This window comes from Micromonospora sp. WMMD964, assembly GCF_029581455.1.
In the GTDB taxonomy this organism is placed as follows: domain Bacteria; phylum Actinomycetota; class Actinomycetes; order Mycobacteriales; family Micromonosporaceae; genus Micromonospora.
In genome coordinates this window covers 5659866-5681445 of record NZ_CP120860.1, presented here as the reverse complement: position 1 = coordinate 5681445, position 21580 = coordinate 5659866, and the positions used below count along the sequence as shown (strand labels likewise).

Here is a 21580-nt window from a genome sequence, read left to right as displayed (position 1 = left end):
TCCCCGGACCGCGGCGGACGCGGTAGCACGGAGGAGGCAGGGTGGCGGCAGGTCCCGAGCCGGCGAACGGCGCGGTGTCGAACCACCGCCGGCGCCGCTTCGATGTCCGGGTGGTGGCGCACCGGCGACGGTCGCCGTTCCGGCTGCGCGACTGGCGGATGAGCACGAAGCTCGCCACGGTGCTGGTGGTGCCGTCGATGGCGTTCCTGCTGCTCGCCGGCGTGCAGACCAGTGACCTGGTGGGACGGACGACCGCGCTCAACGACTTCTCGCGTCAGGTCGGCATCGGCCGGCAGGTCACCGCGGCGGTGCATCAGCTTCAGCAGGAACGCGACCGCTCGGCGGGCGAGTTGAGCGAGTTGCGCAGGGGCGGCGACCGGGCGGCCGCGACGGCCAACCTGAAGCCGTTGCAGACGGCCACCGACCGGGCCGTCGCGGAGCTGAGCCGGGCGGCGGAGCCGCTGGCCGACGCCGACGCGTCCTGGCGGGTCGCCTTCTCCGAGGCGCTGGAGGCGTACGACCAGGTGATCGACATCCGCCCGGCGATCCCACCGGCGGTGCTCAGCAACGAGACCATCCTCAGCAACTACCACCGGGCCGTCAACGCGTTGCTCGACCTGCTCGCCGAACCGACCCCTGGTCAGGGTCGGCCGGCGTTGAACGACGCGGTGTTGCGCTACGTCCAGATGGCCCGGGTGAAGGAACTCTCCTCCAGGGTGCGGGCGCAGCTCTACGCCGCCGGACGCGCCGGCGCGTACGGCACCGAGGACCGGGTGATCCTCAGCGATCTGCGTGGCCAGCAGTTGACCGCGCTCAGCGCGTTCCGGGTAGCTGCCACGTCCGACCAGGTCCGCCGGTACGACGAGACGTCGGTGAGCCCGACGTTCCTCGTCGCCACCCAGTTGGAGGAGCGCAGCCTTCCGGCCGGCAACGCGTCGCCGGAGGTGCTGCCCTCGGAGCAGTGGTGGGCGGCCAGCCAGCAGCGCCAGGAGCTGCTGCGCCAGCTCGAGGCGGGTGTGCTGGACGACGCCGTGCGGCAGGCCGACGACGCCAGCAGCGAGCAGTTGAGGACCACCCTGCTGGTGGCCGGCGGGGTGGTGGCGGTCCTGCTGGTCGCCCTGCTGATCTCGTTGCTCGTCGGCCGCTCGGTCGCGCGGTCGATGCGTTTGCTGCGGAGCCAGGCGCTCCGGATCGCGCAGGTCGAGCTGCCGGACGCGTTGGACCGTTTGAAGACCGTCACCGGCGGCGTGCCGGGCATCGAGGTCGCGCCGGCGGTGGTCCGCTCGCTCGACGAGATCGGTGAGCTGGCCGAGGCGTTCGTGGCGGTGCACCGTAGCGCCGTCACGGTCGCCGTCGAGCAGGCGCTCATGCGGCGCAACGTCAACGCCATGTTCGTCAACCTGGCCCGCCGCAGCCAGGTGCTCGTGGAGCGCCAGCTCGAACTGCTGGACGACCTGGAGCGCGAGGAGAGCGACCCGGACCAGCTGGAGAACCTGTTCAAGCTCGACCACCTGGCCGCCCGGATGCGCCGTAACGACGAGAGCCTGCTGGTGCTCGCGGGCACGGACTCCACCCGCCGCTGGAACCGGCCGGTCGGCCTCGGCGCGGTGCTGCTGGCCGCCGCCGCCGAGATCGAGCAGTACCAGCGGGTCCGGATCGACGCGGTGGCCGACGTGTACGTGGTCGGGCACGCCGTCGGCGAACTGGTGCACATGCTGGCGGAGTTGCTGGAGAACGCCACCGCCTTCTCGCGTCCGGACACGACGGTGGTGGTGACCGCGCGGGTCGACGCCGCGACCGCCCTGGTCGAGATCGCCGACCGTGGCCTGGGCATGAGCCCGACCGCGCTGGCCGAGGCGAACGCGGTGCTGGCCAGCCCTCCGGCCGCGGACGTCGCGACGGTGGAGCGGATGGGCCACTTCGTGGTCAGCCACCTGGCCGCGAGGCTGGGCGTGCGGGTCAGGTTGGACGACCACCAGGGCGGTCTGGTCGCCCGGCTGGCGTTGCCCGCGGCGTTGCTCGCCCCGGCGGGCGCGGTGCAGGCGGATCTGCCCGCGCCGGCCCGCATGCTGGCGACGGGCGCCGCCCGCGGCGTGGTCCGCCAGCCCTCGGCCGTCGCCGAGGCCCACGTCACCGGGCCGGGCATCGCGGCACGGGACCTGCCGGTCGCCGGTCGGCCACCGGCCGCGGCCGTGCCGCGGCAGACCCGACCGGTGCCGCTGCGCGCCGAGGACGTGTTGACCCCGGCCGGGCGTGACGACGGCGGGGGTTGGTGGTCGCGGCAGGGCCCCGGCCCGTCCGCGCCGATCGTGCCCGCGTCGGGGATGCCACCGGCCGTCCCGGTCACGGCCGGCACGAACGAGCGGGGTCTTCCGGTGCGCGTGCCGATGGCACAGTTGAGCGCGGTCACCAGATCGGCGCAGCCGACGGCGCCACCGACCCGCACCGACCCGGACCCGGAGGCGGTCGGCGGCATGCTCTCCCGGCTCTACAGCGGGGTGCGGCGCGCCGAGGCCGAGGACACCACCGAGATACCCGTGCCACCGTCCGGGGGGCACGACGAAGGGGGACGACGACAGTGACGACGTTGAGCCAGGAGGCGCGTGACCTGAGCTGGCTGGTGAGCGCGTTCGCGGAGCGGGTGCCGGGCGTGGCGCACGCGGTGGTGGTCTCCTCCGACGGGCTGTTGGTGGCGATCTCCGATCACCTGCCGCGCGACAACGCGGACAAGCTCGCGGCGGTCACCTCCGGGTTGATGAGCATCACCGCCGGAGCGGCCCAGATGTTCGACGGGGATGTCGTCAAGCAGACGGTGGTCGAGATGGGCCGCGGGTACTTCCTGGTGATGCAGATCCGCGACGGCTCGATCCTGGCCACGTTGGCCGCCGGTGACGCGGACATCGGCGTGGTGGGCTACGAGATGGCCCGGTTGGCCAAGCAGGCGGGGGAGATGCTCACCCCGGCGCTGCGGGCGGAGTTGCAGCAGGCGTTGCCCCGCTGAGTGCGTCGGCCGGGGCCCGGACGGTCACCGGCTCATCCGAGCCGTCCGGGCCCGGCCGTCCGGGTGGCCGCGCGCTCAGAAGCCGCCGTCGGCGATGACGGAGCGGTACCACGCGGCGCTGCTCTTGGGCACCCGTCGCTGGGTCGCGTAGTCCACGTAGACCAGACCCCAGCGCTGGTCGTATCCGGCGTCCCACTCGAAGTTGTCGAGCAGTGACCAGACGTGGAAGCTCTCCAGCGGCACGCCGTCGGCGATGGCCCGGTGTGCGGCGGCGAGGTGGTCGCGCAGGAAGCTGATCCGGCCCGTGTCCTGGACGGTGTCGTCCGCGGCCAGGGTGTCCGGTGTGGGCAGCCCGTTCTCGGTGATGGTGAGCGGGATCGGGCCGTAGTCGCGGGTGACCCGGGTCAGCAGGTCGTACAGCCCCTCGGGGTAGATCTGCTGCCAGGCGGCCTCCGAGGTCACCCAGCGGTGTTCGGTGCCGCCGTCGGCGGTGACGTAGATCGGCGTGTAGTACTGCACGGCCAGCAGGTCGACGGGCGCGGAGATGATCGCCAGGTCACCGTCGCGGATGCCCTGGACCATCCGGCTGCCCGGGCCCAGGTCGGCCAGCACGTCCTCGGGATAGCTGCCCCGGAGGATCGAGTCGAGGTAGAGGCGGTTCTCGTAGCCGTCGTAGAGGTGGGCGGCCGCGGCGGCCTGCGGGGAGTCGTCGGCGGCGTAGCAGGGGTGCAGGTTGAGTGCCGGACCGATCCGGCTGTCGCTGCCACCGGCGCGCAGTGCGGCGACGGCGAGCCCGTGCGCGAGCTGCAGGTGGTGGGCGACCAGGTAGGCGGCGTCCGGGTCCTGCCGGCCGGGGGCGTGGTGGCCGGTGAGGTAGCCGTTCTGTACGACGGTCTTGGGTTCGTTGATGGTGAGCCAGGCCGGCACCCGGTCGCCGAGAGCGCGGAAGACCAGGTCGGCGTAGTCGGCGAAGCGGTGGGCGGTGTCGCGGGACTCCCAGCCGCCGGCGTCCTGCAGTGCCTGGGGGAGATCCCAGTGGAACAGGGTGGCCATCGGGGTGATGCCGCGTTCGTGGAGGCCGTCGAGGAGGCGGCGGTAGAAGTCGAGCCCGCGTTGGTTGGGCGTGCCGGTGCCGTCGGGCTGGATCCGGGGCCAGGAGATGGAGAAGCGGTAGCTGCGCAGGCCGAGGTCGCGCATGAGGTCGAGGTCCTCGGCGTAACGGTGATAGTGGTCGATGGCCACGTCGCCGGTGTCGCCGTTGCGGGTGCGCCCCGGGACGCGGCTGAAGGTGTCCCAGACCGATTCGCCGCGCCCGTCCTCCTTGGCGGCGCCCTCGATCTGGTACGCGGAGGTTGCCGCGCCCCAGCCGAAGTCCTCCGGGAAGCGGAGCGGGCTGGCGGGCCCATTAGGTATCGACATGGATTCTCCTCATGGATACGGGGCCACCGCCGAAGATTCGGGAGCGCTCCCATGATAGGGCAGACGCGGCCTGCCGGTCATCCGTCCGTCCTGACGGCCGGGGCTGGCGGGGTGGTGGCGGGTATGGCCCCGAGCAGCGAACGAGGCCGTCCGGGCGGCGCACCGCGCCTGTCCCGTCGGCCTCTTTTCCTATCGTGTACGGGGGTTTAGTGTGGGGACGGGGGAGGGCAACCCCCGTCCCCACCGTAACTGCACACACGCACGCGGAATTTGGGTCCTGTCATGCGTGTCGCGCGGGAGCCGGGCCACGCGAGTGGCTCTGGTTCCACCTCCCTCCATGTGGCGGGACGATGGTTGACGACGGCGTCCGGGCTGGCCCGTCGTCGACCATCGGTCGGGTTCCCCGACCCTGCCCAGAGGCAGCGCCGGCGATCTTCTAGTTGGAACCTTGTCGATGGAAGCGCTCCCATCGACCGATGTTGCGACTGTAACGCCCGTCACGCCTTTGTGAAAGACCCAAAACAAGATCGAAACAAGGAGTCGATCCGGCTTGTTGTGGGAGCGCTTCCATGGCACACTGTCGATTCAGCGCGGCAGGAGCCAGATCGCGTGAGTGCGGGTCCACCGAGGGCAGCCGGCGGCATCACCTCCGGTCACGGTCACCCCACCGCAGCCGGCGGGACCCCCTCCCGTGCAGGCCGCACCGACCCACCCCGGCCGGGCCCGGGGGAGACCACCATCCCGGCGCCTTGACTCCCCGCGGACCACCACCCTCGCGGGCAGGCGCCCCGCCGGGACCATCCCGGCCTCGCCCGAGGAGACACCGCGCACATGAGACAACTGGCAATACGCCGTCGCGTGGCGATCGCCGCCGCCGCGTTGCTCGCCGTCGGCGGGGTGACCCTGCCTGCCGGCGCCGCGCAGGCCGCCCCCGCCTGCGACGTGGTCTACGCGACCAACGACTGGAACACCGGCTTCACCGCCAACGTCACCATCAAGAACCTGGGCGACCCGATCAGCAACTGGACGCTCAAGTGGACCTTCCCGAACAGCAGCCAGCGGGTCACTCAGGGCTGGTCGGCCAGGTACAGCCAGACCGGCAGCGAGGTCACCGCGACGAACGAGTCGTACAACGGCAACCTCGGCACCGGGGCCTCCACCACGATCGGTTTCAACGGCGCGCACTCGGGGAGCAACCCCAAGCCCACCTCGTTCACCCTGAACGGCACGGTCTGCAACGGCACCGCGGCCAACCAGCCGCCCACCGTCGCGCTCAGCCTGCCGAGCGGGCCGTTCACCGCGCCGGCCGACGTGCCGCTGACCGCCACCGCCAGTGACCCGGACGGGACGATCAGCAAGGTCGAGTTCTACCGCAACGGCCTGCTGATCAACACCGACACCTCCGCGCCGTACTCCTACACGCAGGAGGACCTGCCGGCCGGCAGCTACACCGTGCAGGCCAAGGCGTACGACAACGCCAACGGCATCGGGGTCGACGAGAAGGCGTTCACCGTCGGCGCCGCCACCGGCCCGACGCTGGTGGCCACCCCGTCCGCGGTGAGCGTCGCCGAGGGTGGTACCGCCACCTTCAACCTGAAGCTCAGCGCCGCGCCGACGGCGAGCGTGCCGGTCACCCTCACCCGCACCGGCGACGCCGACATCACGGTCTCGCCGGCCAGCGCCACGCTGACGTCGAGCAACTGGAACACCGGGGTCACCGTCACGGTCGCCGCGGCCGAGGACGCCGACACCGCCGGTGGTGCCGCCACCATCACCGCCTCCGCCACCGGTCTCGCCTCGCTGGCGGTCGCCGCCACCGAGATCGACAACGACACCCCGGGCGGCGACAACACCTACATCGCGAAGTTCCTCGAGCAGTACGGCAAGATCAAGAACTCGGGCTACTTCAGCCCCGAGGGCGTGCCGTACCACTCGGTGGAGACGCTGATCGTGGAGGCGCCCGACCACGGTCACGAGACCACGTCGGAGGCGTTCAGCTTCTGGCTCTGGCTGGAGGCCTACTACGGGAAGGTCACCCAGAACTGGGCCCCGTTCAACAACGCCTGGACGGTGATGGAGAAGTACATCATCCCGACGCACGCCGACCAGCCGACTTCGGGTTCGGCGGGCACCCCGCAGTACGCCGCGGAATACAACCTGCCCAGCCAATACCCCTCGGCGCTGAACCCGAACGTCTCCGTCGGGCAGGACCCGCTCCGCTCGGAGCTGCAGTCCACCTACGGCACCGGCGACATCTACGGCATGCACTGGCTGATGGACGTCGACAACACCTACGGCTTCGGCCGCTGCGGTGACGGCACCACCAAGCCCGCCTACATCAACACCTTCCAGCGGGGCACCCAGGAGTCGGTGTGGGAGACCATCCCGCAGCCGTCCTGCGACACCTTCGAGCACGGCGGTCAGTACGGCTACCTCGACCTGTTCGTCAAGGACACCGGCGCCCCCGCCAAGCAGTGGAAGTACACCAACGCCCCGGACGCCGACGCCCGCGCCGTGCAGGCCGCGTACTGGGCGCTGACCTGGGCCAAGGCGCAGAACAAGCAGGCCGACGTCGCGGCGACCATCACCAAGGCCGCCAAGATGGGCGACTACCTGCGGTACGCGATGTTCGACAAGTACTTCAAGAAGATCGGCAACTGCGTCGGGGCGAGCACCTGCCCCGCCGGCAGCGGCCGGGATTCGGCGCACTACCTGCTGTCCTGGTACTACGCCTGGGGTGGCGCGTACGACACCAGCCAGAACTGGTCCTGGCGGATCGGCTCCAGCCACAGCCACTTCGGCTACCAGAACCCGTTCGCGGCCTGGGCGCTGACCAACACCCCGGAGTTGGCGCCGAAGTCGCCGACCGCCGCCAGCGACTGGACCAAGAGCTTCGAGCGGCAGCTGGAGTTCTACACCTGGCTGCAGTCCGCCGAGGGCGGCATCGCCGGCGGTGCCACCAACAGCTGGGACGGCAGCTACGCACAGCCGCCGTCGGGCACCAGCACCTTCTACGGCATGTTCTACGACGTCGACCCGGTCTACAACGACCCGCCGTCGAACCAGTGGTTCGGCATGCAGACCTGGTCGATGCAGCGCATCGCCGAGCTGTACCTGCAGACCGGCAACGCGAAGGCCAAGGCGCTGCTGGACAAGTGGGTGCCGTGGGCGATCGCGAACACCACGCTCGGCACCAACTGGTCGATCCCGTCGGACATGGCGTGGACCGGTCAGCCGACCACCTGGAACCCGAGCAACCCGCAGCCCAACACCAACCTGCACGTCGAGGTGATCACCAAGGGCCAAGACGTCGGTGTCACCGCCGCCTACGCCCGGATCCTGATCGCGTACGCGGCCAAGTCGGGCAACGAGGCGGCCAAGACCACCGCCAAGGGGCTGCTCGACGCGCTGTCGGCCGCCAGTGACGCCAAGGGTGTCTCCACCACCGAGAAGCGTGGCGACTACCGGCGCTTCGACGACGTCTACAACGCGTCCACCGGGCAGGGCCTCTACGTCCCGCCGGGGTGGACCGGGACGATGCCGAACGGTGACGCCATCGCCGCCGGCAAGAGCTTCCTCGACATCCGGTCCTTCTACAAGAACGACCCGGACTGGCCCAAGGTGCAGGCGTACCTGGACGGTGGTCCGGAGCCCGAGTTCAACTACCACCGGTTCTGGGCACAGGCTGACGTCGCCATGGCGTACGCCGACTACGGCAGCCTGTTCCCGAACGGCTGAGCGACCCGGGGTGGGTGGCGTGGACCGCCCACCCCGGGAATCGGTCGGGGTCCGGGGAACGACGGACCCCGACCGGGGAACGGCCTGACACCCACGGTCAGGCCGGGGTGGGCCGGCCATCTGGCCGACGCAGCGGATCGGCTGGCCCACCCCACCGCCCGGACTGGAGCCAGTCGCGAAAAAGCCCAGAAATTCGGGCCGTCACGGGATCACGCCGAAGTCCACGACGGAGTAACGTACGTCACCGGAGAGGCCGCTCCCCCCGTGGCGGCCTCTCCTCTTTCTTGCCCGGGATCCGTCGCTGCCGGGAGCCCCGTTCGGGTCAGCGCGGCGGCCCGGCCGGGCCCGGGACGACCGGATGACGCAGACCCGGGTGCCCGGCGGGCAGCGACCGACGCAGCACCACCCAGCTCAGCGCCAGCGCCGCCGCGACCAGCGGCCAGGTCAGGGCCACCCGGGCCACCACCAGCGCGAGCACCTGCCCACTCAGGTAGAGCGGAACGAACACCACGAGCCGCAGCACGTAGGTCGCCGTCCACACCCAACTGGCCCGCCCGTACCCGCGCAGCAGCGCCGGGTCGCGCCGCCACCGGGCGCGTTGGCCCAGCACCGCGCCGACCAGCACCCCGAGCAGCGGCCACCGCACCAGGATGCTGACCGCCCAGGCGAGCGCGCTGGCGGCATTCGAGAGCACCTGGAGCAGAAAGAAGTTCTCGGCCCGGCCGGTACGAACCGCGATCAACGCCGCGACGCAGACCGCCAGCAACCCGATGAGCACCGAGCGCGGTCGGTCGCCGCGGCGCAGCCGTACACCGGCCACCACCCCGCCCACGGCCAACGCCGCGCCGACCCCACCCCACAGCGACTCGCCGCCCAGCAGCCAGCCCACCGCGAACGCCAGCGGCGGCAGGGTGGCGTCGACGGCGCCCCGCCGCCCGCCCAGGAGATCGGCCAGCGACTCGGCCCGCGTCGACTCTCCCGGGCCCGAACCGGCGTTCGCCTGCTGGTCCGGGCCGGGTGTGGCCTGACCGCCGTCGCCCATCGGTGCTCCGCCCACCGCCGCCTCCTCGCCTCCGGCACAACCTAACCGTCGGCGCGCGGCGGGCCACCGATCGGCTGGCCGACATCGGCCGCTACGGTGTGCGGATGCGCGCGACGGCACGGGGTTGGACCGCGGTCTGGTTGGTCGTACTGGTCCTCGTCCAGGCGGCTGCCTTCCTCGCCGTGTGGCGGGTGGCCGTGCACACCGAGGTCGGTCAGTGGGTGGACACCGTCGCGTTGACCGGCAACCGGATCGGGCACGACACCATCGACGGCCCCGTCGACCGGATCCTCAACGCGATGTCGGTGGTCTCCCTGCTGGCCGCCACCGCGATGATCGGCTTCATCGCCCTGATCCGGGGGCGGATCGCCCTCGCCATCACCGCGACCCTGCTGATCGCCGGGGCGAACGTCACCACCCAGTTGTTGAAGTACGGGCTGGGCCGCCCCGACTTCGGCCTCGACCCGGAGCGCGCCGGGGTGGGCAACAGTCTGCCCAGCGGGCACACCACAGTGGCCGCGTCGGTGGCGGTCGCGCTGATGCTCGTCCTCCCGCGCAAGGTACGGGCGGCCGGCGCCTTCATCGGCGCCGGTTACGCCGCCGCCGCCGGGGTCGCCACCCTCTCCGCCGGTTGGCACCGGCCCAGTGACGCGGTCGCCGCGTACCTGGTGGTGGGTGTGTGGGCGGCGTTGGCCGGGCTGCTCCTGCTGGTCACCCAACGAGAGCAGGCCGAGATCGCCCCCGGCGACGCGCACCGGGTCGCCGCCCTGGTGCTCGGGGTGGGCGGCGTGGTCGCCCTGGTCGCCTGTGGGCTGGCCCTGGCCTGGCTGATCGAGCTGCGCGGCACCGGGCCGCAGGAGTTGACCCGCCGGCCGCTGTTCGTCGGGTACGCCGGCAGCGCCGCCGGGATCGCCGGCACCATGGCGGTGGTGATGGCGCTGGTGCTCACCGTCGTGCACCGGCTCGTGCCCCGGGTCAAGGGCTGAGCCGGACGATGGATCCGGCCCGCGCGGCGTTCTCCGCCGAGTGCGTACGCCTCACCGAGGTCCTGGCCGACCTGGTCGACGCCGACCTCGACCGTCCCACCGACTGCCCGCCGTGGACCGTCCGGGAGTTGATCGCCCACATCCATACCGGAGTGGGCCGGCTGGCCGACATGCTCGCCGCGTCGGCCCCAACCCGCGCCGAGGTGGACGCCGCCGGTTACTTCTCCCGGGCGAAGTTCACCCCGCAGGTGGACGCCGACCGGATCGCCGGCGGGCGGCGCGACGCGCTCCAGGTGGACCGGGGGGCCCTGGCGGCCGAGGTGGAGCGGGCGTGGCGGGCCACCGAGGCGGGTGTGGCCGCCGCGCCGCCCGGCCGGGTGGTGCGGACCCGCCACGGGGACGCGATGCTCCTCACCGAGTTCCTGCGCACCCGGGTCGTCGAGGTGGGCGTTCACGGTCTGGACCTGGCAGCCGCTCTGGGCCGGTCGCCGTGGCTCACCGCCCCGGCGGCCGAGGTGATCGCCGACCTGCTCACCGGCGGGCACCCCACACCGGTCGGTCTGGGCTGGGACCGGGTGACCCTGATCCGCAAGACCACCGGCCGGGCGGCGCTGACCGCCCCGGAACGGGCCGCGCTCGACGCGGCCGGGTTCCGCCCGCTCGCCTTCGGCCGCTGAGCCTCTCCGACGGCCCTGGCTCCATCGCTGCCGAGCCGAGCCGACGGCTCCGGATCCGTGGCCGCTGAGCCAGCCGACGGTCTGGCTCGGTGGCCGTCGGTGTCGGCTCGTCGTCGGCGCTGGTCGCGGCTCGTCGGGAGCCGGTCAGCTCGCGGATCGGGGTGCGGGAACGTGCCTGGCGACGCCGCGCAGGTGCGTCAGGACGACCGGGTCGATGCGGCCCGGCACCAACCGCTCCTCCAGGTTCTCCAGCCCCGCCCAGGAGATCAACGCCGCCTCCGGCCCGTCGTCGGCCACCGGGTGGCCCAGCGCCCTGAGCAACGCTGTGACCTCCTCGGCGACCGCCCCGGTCAGGTCGAGCAGGGTGGCCGGGTCCGGCCGACCGAACAGCATGGTGTGCACGGCGAGCAGCCGGCTCAGCTCGGCGATCGGATCCGGGTGGTCGTCCACCCGAAGGTCGACGACCACGTCGCTGGTGCCGCCGTACCCGCCGCCGCGCTCGACCACCAGCAACCCGGCGCTCTGCCGACCCCGCCGGTCACCGCCGGCCTCGTCGCCGGCTCGCAGCGCGGCCACCAGCCGCTCGGCGAACGGCAACGCCGCCCCGGCCAGCCACGCCTCGCCGAGCGCGTCGACGACCTCCGGGCCGGTGAGCACGTTGCCCTGCGCTGCCCAACCGTCGCCGGTCCGCCCGCCGGCCCACGGAAGGCAGGACGGCCCGGTCCAGCCGGCACCCGGACCGTCGGCCCCGACGACGCCGAGTTGGCGGTGCTCCCGCTCGGGGTCGGCGGCGACCAACCCGGCCACGACGTCGGCGGCGGCCACGCCGGTGCGGAGCAGGGCGAGGCCCTGCGGGCGGTAGGCGAGGTTGGCGTGCGCCTGGGTGGCCAGAGCGCCGACCTCGGCGGCGGCGGCCGGCACCAGCGCCCCGGCGGCGAGGAACCTGCTGGCGACGGCGACGCCGTGCAGGCGGCCGTCGGCGGAGCGGGCGACGAGCGAGAAGGTCACCGGCCGAGATTAACCGGTCGCGTCGGCAGGACATCGCCGTACGTCGTCGCCTCAGAACGGCGGCGAGGCGGGCTCCGGTGGGGCGCCCCGCGCCCGACGGGCGTCGGCGACCACGACCGCGGCCAGCACCACCGCTCCGACCGCTGTCGCGGCCACTCCGGGCAGGTGCCACAGCGGCACCGCCGACGCCAGCAGCACCAGGAGGGCGATCCACCGGGACGGGGAGACCCGTGCGAACACCTCGTACTCCAGGCGGGACCGCCCGGCCAGGAACAGGATCGGACCGGCGAGCACCATGACCAGCCACGGCCCGGGGATCCGCTCCAGCGGTTGTTCGATGATCAGCTCGTATCCGATCGCCGTGGAAGCGAGACCGATCACCATCACCAGGTGGGTGTCGGCGGCGGAACGGCCGATGGTGGCGGGGTGCCGAGCCTTCGTCACCGCCTCGCCCAGGATCCGCCCGGCACGCTGCACGTAGATCCGCCACAGCATGATCGAGGTGGCCAGTGCCAGCGCGAACGCCCACGCGTGCCCTGCCTCGTACGGGCCCTTGCTGTACGCGAAACCGGCCACCAGGATCGTCTCGCCCAGCGCGACGAGGAAGAACTGCTGGTACCGCTCGGCCAGGTGCTCGCCGGCGATCTCCCACTTGGAGATTCTCGAACGGCCCAGGCCGGGCACCGGCCAACCGCAGCGGGCCGCCAGATACTCGAACGCCAGCGCCGCCGACCAGAGCGCCACCTGCCCGTTGGTGCCCAGCATCGCGCCGCCGATCCAGAGCACCCCGCTCAGCGCGAAGATCACCGCCATGCGCACCTTCAGCCGGCGGTACGGGTGCGCGCCGAGCGCGACCGACAGGATCACCGGCCGGGTCACCTGCGCGATCACGTACGCCACCGCGAACATCAGCGCCGTCTCGCTGAACGCCCGGGGGATCGCGACCCCCATCACCATGCTGCACACCAACGCGGTGATCACCACGGTCTGCAACGGCACCCGGTAGGGGTCGTACCGGCTGGTCGTCCACGCGGTGCCCTGCCAGACCGCCCAGAGCGCGAGCAGCAACAGCAGGGTCTTGCCGCTGCCGGTGACCGCCTCCCAGATGTGCTCCCGGCCCGACTCCTCGGTCAGGTCCTCGAACGCGCGCGCCGAGATCCGGGTGAGCGCGAAGACGTACACCAGATCGAAGAAGAGTTCGAGGAAGGTGGCCCGGCCGGGAGCGGTCGCCGCAGGGACCGGCTCCAGGCCGCCCGCTGCCCTGGAACCCATGGTCAGCGGCCTGCGCCGTCGGTCCGGTCCACCTCGAAGTCGTAGCACCCTGCGGCGGCACGCACCGCCGGAAACCGGCGATTCTGCCCAGTACGGGGATCTTGCTCGCGTGCCCCGTCAACGGGCACGATCGATCGGTGACGAATCGATGGGGCATGACGGTGCCGCTGGGCGGGATCGCCCTGGCGCACCACGACGCGGCCTACGCGGCGCTCGACCAGGCCGGGTTCACCGACGTGTGGTCGTCGGAGGTGGCCGGGACCGACGCGTTCACCCCGCTGGCGCTCGCCGCCGCCTGGCAGCCCCGGCTGCGGCTCGGCACCGCGATCACACCGGTCTTCACCAGAGGGCCGGGGCTGCTGGCGATGAGCGCGGCGGCGTTGGCCGAGGCCGCGCCGGGCCGGTTCTCGCTCGGCATCGGGGCGTCCTCACCGGTGCTGGTCCGGGACTGGAACGCGGTCCGGTTCGACGAACCGTTCCGTCGCACCCGCGACGTCCTGCGCTTCCTGCGCGCCGCGCTGCGCGGCGACACCGTCGACGAGGTCTACGACACCTTCACCGTCCGCCGGTTCACGCTGGAACGGCCGCCGGCGGTGCCGCCGCCGATCCTGCTCGCCGCACTGCGCCCGGGAATGCTCCGGCTCGCCGGCGCGGAGGCCGACGGGGTCATCCTCAACTGGCTCAGCGCCGACGACGTGCCGCGCGCCCTCGCCGAGCTGGGCGAGCGGCGTCCCGGGTTCGAGGTCGCCGCCCGCATCTTCGTGTGCCCCACCGAGGACGCCACCTACGCCCGGACACTGGGCCGGCGGCTGATCACCAGCTACCTGACCGTTCCGGCGTACGCCGAGTTCCACCGCTGGCTCGGGCGCGGCGAGACGCTCGCGCCGATGTGGGATGCCTGGGCCGCCGGTGACCGGCGGGGGGCCGGTGCCGCGGTGCCGGACGAGGTGGTCGACGCCCTGGTGCTGCACGGCACGCCCGAGCGGTGCCGCGCCCAGGTGCGTCGCTACGTCGACGCCGGCGTGGACGTGCCGGTCGTCGCGCTGCTGCCCACCCCGGAGGTGACCGCCGGCGGCGCGGCCGCGCTGCTCACCCTCATCGCCCAGTTGGGCGTCGATCCGCAAGGAGCGTCCGCGTGAACCTCACCGACCGGATCGTGGTGGTCACCGGTGGCGCCGGTGGGATCGGAGCCGCGCTGTCGCGCCGGTTCGTCGCCGAGGGGGCCGCCGCGGTGGTGGTCGCCGACCTGGACGCCGAGGCGGCCCACGCGGTGGCCCAGGGCATCGGCCCGGTCGCGCACGCCACCGCCCTCGACGTCACCGACGAGGACCAGGTCCGCGAGCTGGTCGCCGACACCGAGACACGATACGGCCGGATCGACCTGTTCTGCGCCAACGCGGGCGTGACCACCGGTGGGGGAGTGGAGGTCGACGACGCCGCCTGGGACCGGGCCTGGCGGGTCAACGTGCTCGCCCACGTCTACTCGGCCCGTGCGGTGCTGCCCGGGATGCTCGCCCGGGGCGGCGGCCACCTGCTGCACACCTGCTCGGCGGCGGGGGTGCTGACGGCGGTGGGCGACGCCGCGTACACCGCGACGAAGCACGCCTCGGTGGGGTTCGCCGAGTGGCTGGCCATCACCTACCGGGACCGGGGCATCCGGGTCAGCGCGCTCTGCCCGCAGGGCGTGGACACCCCGATGCTCGCCGACGGGATCGCCGAGGGTCACCTCGGCGCCCGGGTGGTCACCGCGTCCGGTGCGGTGCTCACCCCGGACCAGGTCGCCGACGCGGCCATCGCCGGGTTGGCCGAGGAGCGCTTCCTGATCCTGCCGCACCCGGAGGTCGCCGACTACGCACGCCGCCGCGCCGAGGACCCGGACGGTTGGCAGGCTGGCATGCGCAAACTCATCCGTCGCCTGACCGCCTGACGCGGTCGGGCGTCGGTCCGGCCGGGTCGGGGCTCTGGTCCGGATCGCGGGTTCCGGGGCCGGTCTGGTTGTCGGCGGAATGCTCATGGCCGCCGGCATGGAGGGTTGACGCAGCGCCAAGGTCAAGCCCGACGAGCGCCGCAGGCCGGATGCGGCGCGTGCGGCCATCCCCCGACGGCGGGAGCGAGACCCCCGACGTCGGGGAGGAGTGGCGCGGCGTCGCCGCAGAGCATTGATCCATGCATGTGGGTGTGGGGTCACCGGCGTCCGGTCGTGTCAGTCGATCCGTCGACCCCGGTGCGGCGCGACGCTGGGCGGTGGCCGGTGCCGTCTTCGTCGTGGGGGAGTCGGCCCTGCGGCTGTACTGGATCGCGGGCGGTCGGTGGGCGTACACCGCCTGCGACCGCACCGCCCTGGTCGACCCGGCCGGTGGATGCGGCGCGGACCGGGTGCGGACGCTGCCGTTCTGGGCGGGTTGGGGTGCGGTCGGTGTCGGTGTGGCGCTCGCGGTGGTCATCGGCTTCGCGATCCGGGCTCCGGGCCGTGCCGCGTCCGCCGCGAGCTGGGCGGTGGGCGCGTTTCTCCTGGTCGTGGCGTTCCCTCTGCACCTGCTCTTCGAGGTCCCGGCGGCGGTGGCGGGACGCCCGTCGGACTGGCGGGACCTCGGGGCCCGGCTGGCGCTGGCAGCCGGTGGCGTCCTGTTCGCCGGGCTGGCGAACGCCTCCGCTCCCCGGCGTGGCCCGGCTTCTGGCGACTACCAGCCGGTGCCGAGGTGGACGCGCCGCTGGGCGTACGCCGCCGTCGCCCTGCCCGTGGTCGGCTGGGCCGTGCCGCACGGGCTGTGGGTGCTCGGCGTTCCGTTCGGCATCTCCGAGCGGAAGCTGGACGAGATCCACCTGAATCTCTCGACGGAGACCGGCGTCGCGATCACTCTCATCCCGCCGCTCGCCGGCCTGCTCGTCCTCGGGTTGGCGCGGCGGTGGGGGCAGCAGTTCCCGCGCTGGGTGCCGGGGCTGGGCGGCCGACGGGTTCCCCGGCTGCTGGCGGTGATCCCGGCCGGGGTGGTGGCGCTCGCGTTGGTCAGCTACGGCGTGTTGAGCGTCGCGGTGTTCGTCGGCCGGCTCCGCACCGGAGAGCTGCAGTGGTCGGAGGTGGGGGAGAGCTGGGCGACCAGCGCCACCCTGCTGGTGTTCCTCGGTTGGGGAGTGGCGCTGGGCGTCACGACCAGCGGATACGCCCTCGCCACCCGGCCACGTCGGCCGCACGACGTTTGTCTGCCGTCGGAGCAGGCGGATCCCCTGCCACGATCGGAGTACCGGTGAACCCCACCGACTGCTACCGCGCCTGGGCCGCCGACCCGCCACGCTGGGCCGTCTGGGCCGCCTACGCCGTGCCGCTGTGCGTCCTGCCGTCCGCGCTCTGGCGACTGTCCCTGCTGTTCACCGACGATGCCGTCACCTCGTGGTACATGATCTTCCTGTCCGTCCTGTCGATGGGGCTGGCGCTGTCGACACTCGGCCTGGTGCATCGCTGGGGACAGCGACTTCCGCGCTGGGTGCCGTTGCTCGGCGGCCGTCCCGTTCCGGCACGCCCGGTCGTGCTGGTCGCGCTGATCGGCGGTGCGCTGCTCGTCGCCATCTGCGTCTACCTGTTCCTGAACAGCAGGTTCCACTTCGTGGAGCGCGGGTGGGTGGGAATAGGCCGCGACGAGCCGGCGCGTCCGGCACCGACCTGGGAGGTGCTGCGCTACTACGCGCCGATGCTCGCCTGGGGGCCCCTCGTCATCGCCGTAGCCGCCGACTACGGCCGCCGCGCCACCCGCCCCCGCCGACCCCCGGCGGACCACCGCCTGGGTTGATCAAGAGGTTTGCGTCAGAAAGACACCGGCCGGTGACGCAAACCTCTTGATCACCGGGGGAACCCGGGGGTGGGTGGTCCGGGTGGGTGCGGTGGGCGGGGGTCAGCGGGGGGATCGGCGGGCGCGGCGGAGGGGGGACGGGTGGACGGACCAGAGCAGGCGGCGCCACCAGGGCCGGGCGGCGCGCAGGGTCGCCACGTAGGCGGTGGCCACCTCGGCGGCCCGCGCCGCCTGGTCCGGAGTCGCGGCACCGGGGGCGAAGCCCACCTGATTGAGCAGGGCCGCCAGCTCGTCGACAGTGGACCCCTCGCTGGTCGGGCCGCCGACGGTGAGGCCGCCGCCGGCTACGCCGCTGTCGGTCGGGCCGCCACCGGTCGGACCGCGGCCGCCGGTCGCGTCGGCCTGGGCGTCGGTCAGGGCCTGGCGGGCGTGCCCGGCCACCTCGGTGGCGGCCAGGTCGTCGCCGACCGGTCGACCGGCCAGACGCAGCGCGTCGGTGACCTCCTGCCAGGCCCCGGCGATACGACGACCGGGATCACCCTGGGCGAGCCGACTCCGGGTCAGCGAGCGACGCATCGCCAACAGGGTGAGCAGCAGCGCGCCCACCAGCAGCACCAGGCCGCCGCTGCCCCCGGCGACGAGCACCGGCGTGGACAACCCACCGCGTCCGGGTGGCCCTTCCGGGGCGGCCACCGGCTCCGGCGACGCGGTCGGCTCCACGGTGGGCGCCGGGGCCTCCGACGGCGGCGGATCGTCCGGCGTCGGCCGGAAATCCTCCTCCACCGGCCTCGGCTCGTTGTTCGGGCGTGGCAGCGGGTCGAACGGCACCCAACCCAACCCGTCGAAGAGGACCTCCGGCCAGGCGTACGCGTCACCGGCCAGCACCGGCCCCTGCCCACCGGCCCGGAAACCCACCACCACCCGGGTCGGCAGCCCGGAGAGCCGGCCGAGCACCGCGAACGCCGCCGCGAACTGCTCGGACGTACCCTCCTGACCGCCACCGTCGCGGGGCCCGAAGAGGAAGAAACCCAGATTCGGGTACGCGTGACCGCTCGGCGCGTCCGCCACCAGCCGGTAGTGCTCGGCCAGGAACTGCTCGATCGCCAACGCCCGCGCGTACGGAGCGCCGTTCTCCTCGGCGAGCTGCCCGGCCAACCGGCGCATCGGGTCGGGGACCCCGTCGGCGACCCGCAACACCCGGGCCACCTCGTCACCGGCGGGCACGTTGGCGGTGCCCAACAGGTTCGAATCCGGATGCGCCTCGGCGGAGGTCACCTCGTAGCGCAGCCCCGGCGTCAGCCCCTCCGGCCGGATCAGCGTCCCGGTCGCCGGGTCGTACGCCACCCGCGCGCCGCTGACCTCCCGAGGCGTCGCCACGGCCGGGAGAAGTCGACCGCTCAACTCCGCCACGGTGATCTGCTGGCGGACCGTCCCGACAGTGCTGTCCTCAGGAGGTGTGGCGGCCGGCAGGATCCGGCCGGCGTTGCGGTACGTCGCCCCGACCCGCCAGGTCACCCCGTCGTAGTCGCTGAGCACCGCCAACCGGATCCGCACGCCACCGGCTTTCTGCTCGGGTTCCGGCTCGCCGTCCGGTGGCGCGGCGTCGGGCGGTGCGCCGTCGCGTTCCGTGCTCACCTCGAGGAGTTTCTGCTCCGGGCGCAGCGCCCAACCGGAGATCCGGATCAACGGGTTCTCGTCGAGGGACTGCACCTGCGGTGGCTCCACGTACCGGCGCGGGTCCACCGGTCGACCGTCCACCTGACCGGCGACCACGGGACCGAGGAGCGCGACCGACCCGACCACCACCGCCACGCCGAGCGTCGCGCCGGCGGCCAGCCGGAGTCGCACCGCCGCGCGTACCCGAGGTGCCAGGTCGGCCGCCGGGTCCCCGCCGACCGGCGTCGCGGTGCCGGGTGCCGCCAGGCCGACCGCCGCGACCGCGACGAACGCCACCGTCGTCCCGACCGCCGGCTCCGAGTTCGGGCCGACCGCGTAGAGGGCGGCGGCGTAGAGCCCCGCCGCGGGCAGGTAACCCAGCAGCACCCGGCCGGCGCGCAACGCCACCTCCGCACCCGCCAACCCGGCCAACCAGGCGGCGACCACCGGCACCAGCACCGTGTCCGGTGCGGGCTCCACCGGAATCATCGCGGTGAGCAGCCGGGGGATGCCGTTGCGCGCGGCGTCCGCGGTGACCTCCAGCAGGCTGCCGGGAAGCTCGGCGTGGTCGGCGGCGAGCCGCAGCGACCACAGTGTCCAGCCCGCCATCGCGGCCACCGACACCGGCGCCACCAGCCAGGACGGCAACCGGCGGGCGGCGACGCTGACCAGCACCGAACCGGCCGCCGCGCCGCCCACCAGCCAGGTCAGCAGGTCACCCGCGTACACCCGGCCCAGCGCCACCCCGGCGAGCACCGTCAACCCGATCAACGCTGCCGGGACGACGGCCGCCCGCAGCACCCGCATCACGTGCGTCACCACCGGCGTACCCCGTCCCACTCGGCGGCGAACCGCGCGCCGTCCGCCGCGTCGACCACCACCAGGCCGGCGGCGCCCGGTGGCGTCGGCTCGGCCGCGCCGAACACAGCGACCACCACCGAGGGGTACGCCCCGCGCAGCGCGCCGACGTGCCCCAGGTCGCCTCGGCCACCCGGCCCGGTCAGGAAGATCAACGTGTCGCCGAGCCGGTCCTGTCGCAGTCGGGTCGTCGTCGCCCGTACCGCGTCGTCGTCGGTGGACAGTTCGGCGGCGGCCAGCCGGTCCAGCGGTCCGAGGGCGGCCCCGGAGTCCGCCTCCCCGCCGGGCGTCGCCGCCTCGGCGGCCACGAACAGCAACACCACCGGCAGGTCCGCGCGGTGTGCGGCGGTGACCACCGACGCCGCCGCCTCGCACGCCGACTCGAACGACTCCACCACCCCGTCGACGCGCTGCGGGTGCGCGGCGACACGGTTGTCCAGCAGGACGACCAGACGCGGCAGACTGGTGTCGACGTTCTCCCGCACCATCAGCTCACCCACCCGGGCGCTGGTCCGCCAGTGCACTCGGCGCAGCTCGTCGCCGACCACGTACTCCCGCAGCGAGTCGAACGTGATCGACCCGTGCGGCACCCCGTCCACCCGGCCGTCGAGGCTGCGCCCCGCGCCGGTGGGCACCGCCGTCAGCGGGTGGATCCGCGGGTGCACCCAGACCGGCACCACCGCACCGTACGGGCGGGCCAATGCCACCAGACCCAGCGGGTCGCGTCGGGTCACCCGCAGCGGCCCGACCGCGACCACCCCACGTCGGTGGGTCGGCACGTCGTAGCGGACCTCGGTGTCCCGCCCCGGCCGCAGACGCAGCACCGGAACCGGTACGACGCGGTCGCCGCACCGGTCCTCGGCCAGCAGGTTCGCCGACCGCAGCCGCCCCGAGTTACGCACTGTCACCGTCATGCTCGCCGACTCGCCGCGCGCCACCCGGTCCGGGTCGGCGTGCCGGGTGACCGTCAACCGGGGCCGCCAGGCCGCGACCAGTGCCGCGTAGCCCACCGCCGCGCCGGCCGCCGCGCCGAGCAGCGTCAACTCGGGGTACGCGAACCGGAAACCCGCCCCCAGCAGCACGACGGCGGCGACGAGCAGCCCGACCCCACGGGCGGTGATCCCCATGCCGCTGCTGCCGGTCAGCCCTGCACCGGAGCGGGTTGCCCCGACGGCAGCGGCACCGGCACCGAGGCGATGGCCTGGCGCAGCACCTCCGCGGCGGTCAACCCACGCACCTGGGCTTCCGGGGTGAGCAGCAGCCGATGCGCGAACACCGCCTCGGAGAGCGCCTTCAGGTCCTCCGGCATGATCCAACCTCGCCCGTCGATCAGCGCGTACGCGCACGCCGCCCGGGTCAACGCGATCACACCCCGGGGGCTGACCCCGACGCGTACCTGCGGGTGGGCGCGGGTTGCGGCGGCCAGCCGGACCGCGTACGCGTAGAGCGGCTCGGCGATGTGCACCCGGCGGGCCATCCGGACCATCTCTCCGACGGTGGCGGTGTCGGTGACCGGGGCGAGCGCCTCGGGGGAGCGCACTGTGGCACCGCGCAGCACCTCGACCTCGACCGCCTCGTCCGGGTAGCCGACGGACAGCTTCACCAGGAACCGGTCCAACTGTGCCTCGGGCAGCCGGTACGTGCCGTCCATCTCCACCGGGTTCTGGGTGGCGACCACCAGGAACGGCGACGGCACCGGGTGCCGGACCCCGTCCACCGTGACGGTGCGTTCCTCCATCACCTCCAGCAGCGCCGACTGGGTCTTCGGCGACGCCCGGTTGATCTCGTCGGCGATGACGATGTTGGCGAAGACCGGCCCCGGGTGGAACTCGAAGTCCCGGGTCGCCTGGTTGAAGATCGTCACGCCGGACACGTCCGACGGGAGTAGGTCGGGGGTGAACTGGATGCGCCGCCACTCACCCTTCACCGTGGCGGCGATGGCCCGGGCCAGGGTCGTCTTACCGACGCCCGGCACGTCCTCCAGGAGCACGTGACCCTGCGCGAACAGCGCGGTCAGCGCCAGCCGCACCACCTGCGGTTTGCCGAGTACCACCGCGTTGACGTTCTCGGCCAGCCGGGCGGCCAGGGCCGCGAAGCCCTGCACCTCCGGCTGGGTGAGTGGCTCGTGGGTGTTCACG

Annotated in this window: 16 protein-coding genes; 9 read left to right on the top strand and 7 right to left on the bottom strand. The window is 73.2% G+C overall.

The genetic code is table 11. The annotated features are described in order from the left end of the window. The first annotated feature begins 41 nt into the window (after positions 1–41). On the top strand, positions 42–2582 hold the full coding sequence (locus tag O7616_RS25890) for a nitrate- and nitrite sensing domain-containing protein (RefSeq protein ID WP_282304401.1): 2541 nt from the start codon (positions 42–44) through the stop codon (positions 2580–2582). 5 nt (positions 2583–2587) lie between these two features. Continuing rightward, positions 2588–3001 carry a roadblock/LC7 domain-containing protein gene (locus tag O7616_RS25885; protein ID WP_203148617.1) on the top strand — a complete coding sequence of 138 codons (414 nt, stop codon included), beginning with the start codon at positions 2588–2590 and terminating at the stop codon, positions 2999–3001. A 75-nt stretch (positions 3002–3076) separates the two neighbouring features. On the opposite strand, the gene O7616_RS25880 is transcribed toward O7616_RS25885, so the two are convergent. Next, positions 3077–4420 carry a GH1 family beta-glucosidase gene (locus tag O7616_RS25880; protein WP_282304400.1) on the bottom strand — a complete coding sequence of 448 codons (1344 nt, stop codon included), beginning with the start codon at positions 4418–4420 and terminating at the stop codon, positions 3077–3079. 831 nt (positions 4421–5251) lie between these two features. Here O7616_RS25880 and O7616_RS25875 point away from each other — a divergent pair. Then, positions 5252–8158 (top strand): glycoside hydrolase family 48 protein, encoded by a 2907-nt coding sequence (locus O7616_RS25875; protein ID WP_282304399.1) that lies wholly within the window; start codon positions 5252–5254, stop codon positions 8156–8158. A 322-nt stretch (positions 8159–8480) separates the two neighbouring features. On the opposite strand, the gene O7616_RS25870 is transcribed toward O7616_RS25875, so the two are convergent. After that, entirely contained in the window at positions 8481–9215 is a 735-nt protein-coding gene (locus O7616_RS25870) for a DUF3159 domain-containing protein (protein ID WP_282304398.1), read from the bottom strand. 83 nt (positions 9216–9298) lie between these two features. Here O7616_RS25870 and O7616_RS25865 point away from each other — a divergent pair, with 83 nt between their 5' ends. Together O7616_RS25865 and O7616_RS25860 are read left to right on the top strand one after the other, a co-directional pair. Further along, complete coding sequence (locus O7616_RS25865) at positions 9299–10186, top strand: phosphatase PAP2 family protein (protein ID WP_282304396.1); 888 nt, start codon at positions 9299–9301, stop codon at positions 10184–10186. Positions 10187–10194: 8 nt separating this feature from the next. Then, positions 10195–10863: a maleylpyruvate isomerase N-terminal domain-containing protein gene (locus O7616_RS25860; protein WP_282304395.1), complete on the top strand. Its 669-nt coding sequence runs from the start codon at positions 10195–10197 to the stop codon at positions 10861–10863. Between the two features lie 144 nt (positions 10864–11007). On the opposite strand, the gene O7616_RS25855 is transcribed toward O7616_RS25860, so the two are convergent. Together O7616_RS25855 and O7616_RS25850 are read right to left on the bottom strand one after the other, a co-directional pair. Beyond that, positions 11008–11871: a DUF1028 domain-containing protein gene (locus O7616_RS25855; RefSeq protein WP_282304394.1), complete on the bottom strand. Its 864-nt coding sequence runs from the start codon at positions 11869–11871 to the stop codon at positions 11008–11010. A 51-nt stretch (positions 11872–11922) separates the two neighbouring features. Beyond that, positions 11923–13143, bottom strand: a complete 1221-nt coding sequence (locus O7616_RS25850; protein ID WP_282304393.1) for a low temperature requirement protein A — start codon at positions 13141–13143, stop codon at positions 11923–11925. Positions 13144–13298: 155 nt separating this feature from the next. Between O7616_RS25850 and O7616_RS25845 the strand changes: the two genes are divergently transcribed. From O7616_RS25845 to O7616_RS25830, 4 genes are all read left to right on the top strand, one after another. Then, a complete protein-coding gene (locus O7616_RS25845) occupies positions 13299–14282 on the top strand; it encodes an LLM class F420-dependent oxidoreductase (protein ID WP_282307725.1) in 984 nt (327 codons plus the stop codon). Next, positions 14279–15070: an SDR family oxidoreductase gene (locus O7616_RS25840; protein WP_282304392.1), complete on the top strand. Its 792-nt coding sequence runs from the start codon at positions 14279–14281 to the stop codon at positions 15068–15070. Before O7616_RS25845 ends, O7616_RS25840 begins: the two co-directional genes overlap by 4 nt. A gap of 239 nt (positions 15071–15309) precedes the next feature. Continuing rightward, a complete protein-coding gene (locus O7616_RS25835; RefSeq protein WP_282304391.1) occupies positions 15310–16392 on the top strand; it encodes a hypothetical protein in 1083 nt (360 codons plus the stop codon). Further along, positions 16389–16928 (top strand): hypothetical protein, encoded by a 540-nt coding sequence (locus O7616_RS25830; protein WP_282304390.1) that lies wholly within the window; start codon positions 16389–16391, stop codon positions 16926–16928. Before O7616_RS25835 ends, O7616_RS25830 begins: the two co-directional genes overlap by 4 nt. Positions 16929–17030: 102 nt before the next feature. Here the strand turns inward: O7616_RS25830 and O7616_RS25825 are convergent, their stop codons facing one another. Genes O7616_RS25825 through O7616_RS25815 form a run of 3 tightly spaced genes read right to left on the bottom strand, consistent with a single transcriptional unit; the run spans position 17031 to position 21579 of the window. Continuing rightward, positions 17031–19391 (bottom strand): transglutaminase domain-containing protein, encoded by a 2361-nt coding sequence (locus tag O7616_RS25825; RefSeq protein WP_282307724.1) that lies wholly within the window; start codon positions 19389–19391, stop codon positions 17031–17033. Between the two features lie 8 nt (positions 19392–19399). Next, the gene (locus O7616_RS25820; protein ID WP_282304389.1) at positions 19400–20569 is read right to left on the bottom strand and encodes a DUF58 domain-containing protein; all 1170 of its coding nucleotides are present in this window, start codon (positions 20567–20569) and stop codon (positions 19400–19402) included. A 14-nt stretch (positions 20570–20583) separates the two neighbouring features. After that, positions 20584–21579, bottom strand: a complete 996-nt coding sequence (locus O7616_RS25815; protein WP_282258010.1) for a MoxR family ATPase — start codon at positions 21577–21579, stop codon at positions 20584–20586. Position 21580: the final 1 nt, after the last annotated feature.

Coding starts and splice junctions, on each gene's coding strand:
- O7616_RS25880 (WP_282304400.1), bottom strand. CDS start 4,420: ATGTCGATACCTAATGGGCCCGCCAGCCCGCTCCGCTTCCCGGAGGAC.
- O7616_RS25875 (WP_282304399.1), top strand. CDS start 5,252: ATGAGACAACTGGCAATACGCCGTCGCGTGGCGATCGCCGCCGCCGCG.
- O7616_RS25860 (WP_282304395.1), top strand. CDS start 10,195: ATGGATCCGGCCCGCGCGGCGTTCTCCGCCGAGTGCGTACGCCTCACC.
- O7616_RS25850 (WP_282304393.1), bottom strand. CDS start 13,143: ATGGGTTCCAGGGCAGCGGGCGGCCTGGAGCCGGTCCCTGCGGCGACC.
- O7616_RS25845 (WP_282307725.1), top strand. CDS start 13,299: ATGACGGTGCCGCTGGGCGGGATCGCCCTGGCGCACCACGACGCGGCC.
- O7616_RS25835 (WP_282304391.1), top strand. CDS start 15,310: ATGCATGTGGGTGTGGGGTCACCGGCGTCCGGTCGTGTCAGTCGATCC.
- O7616_RS25825 (WP_282307724.1), bottom strand. CDS start 19,391: ATGCGGGTGCTGCGGGCGGCCGTCGTCCCGGCAGCGTTGATCGGGTTG.
- O7616_RS25820 (WP_282304389.1), bottom strand. CDS start 20,569: ATGGGGATCACCGCCCGTGGGGTCGGGCTGCTCGTCGCCGCCGTCGTG.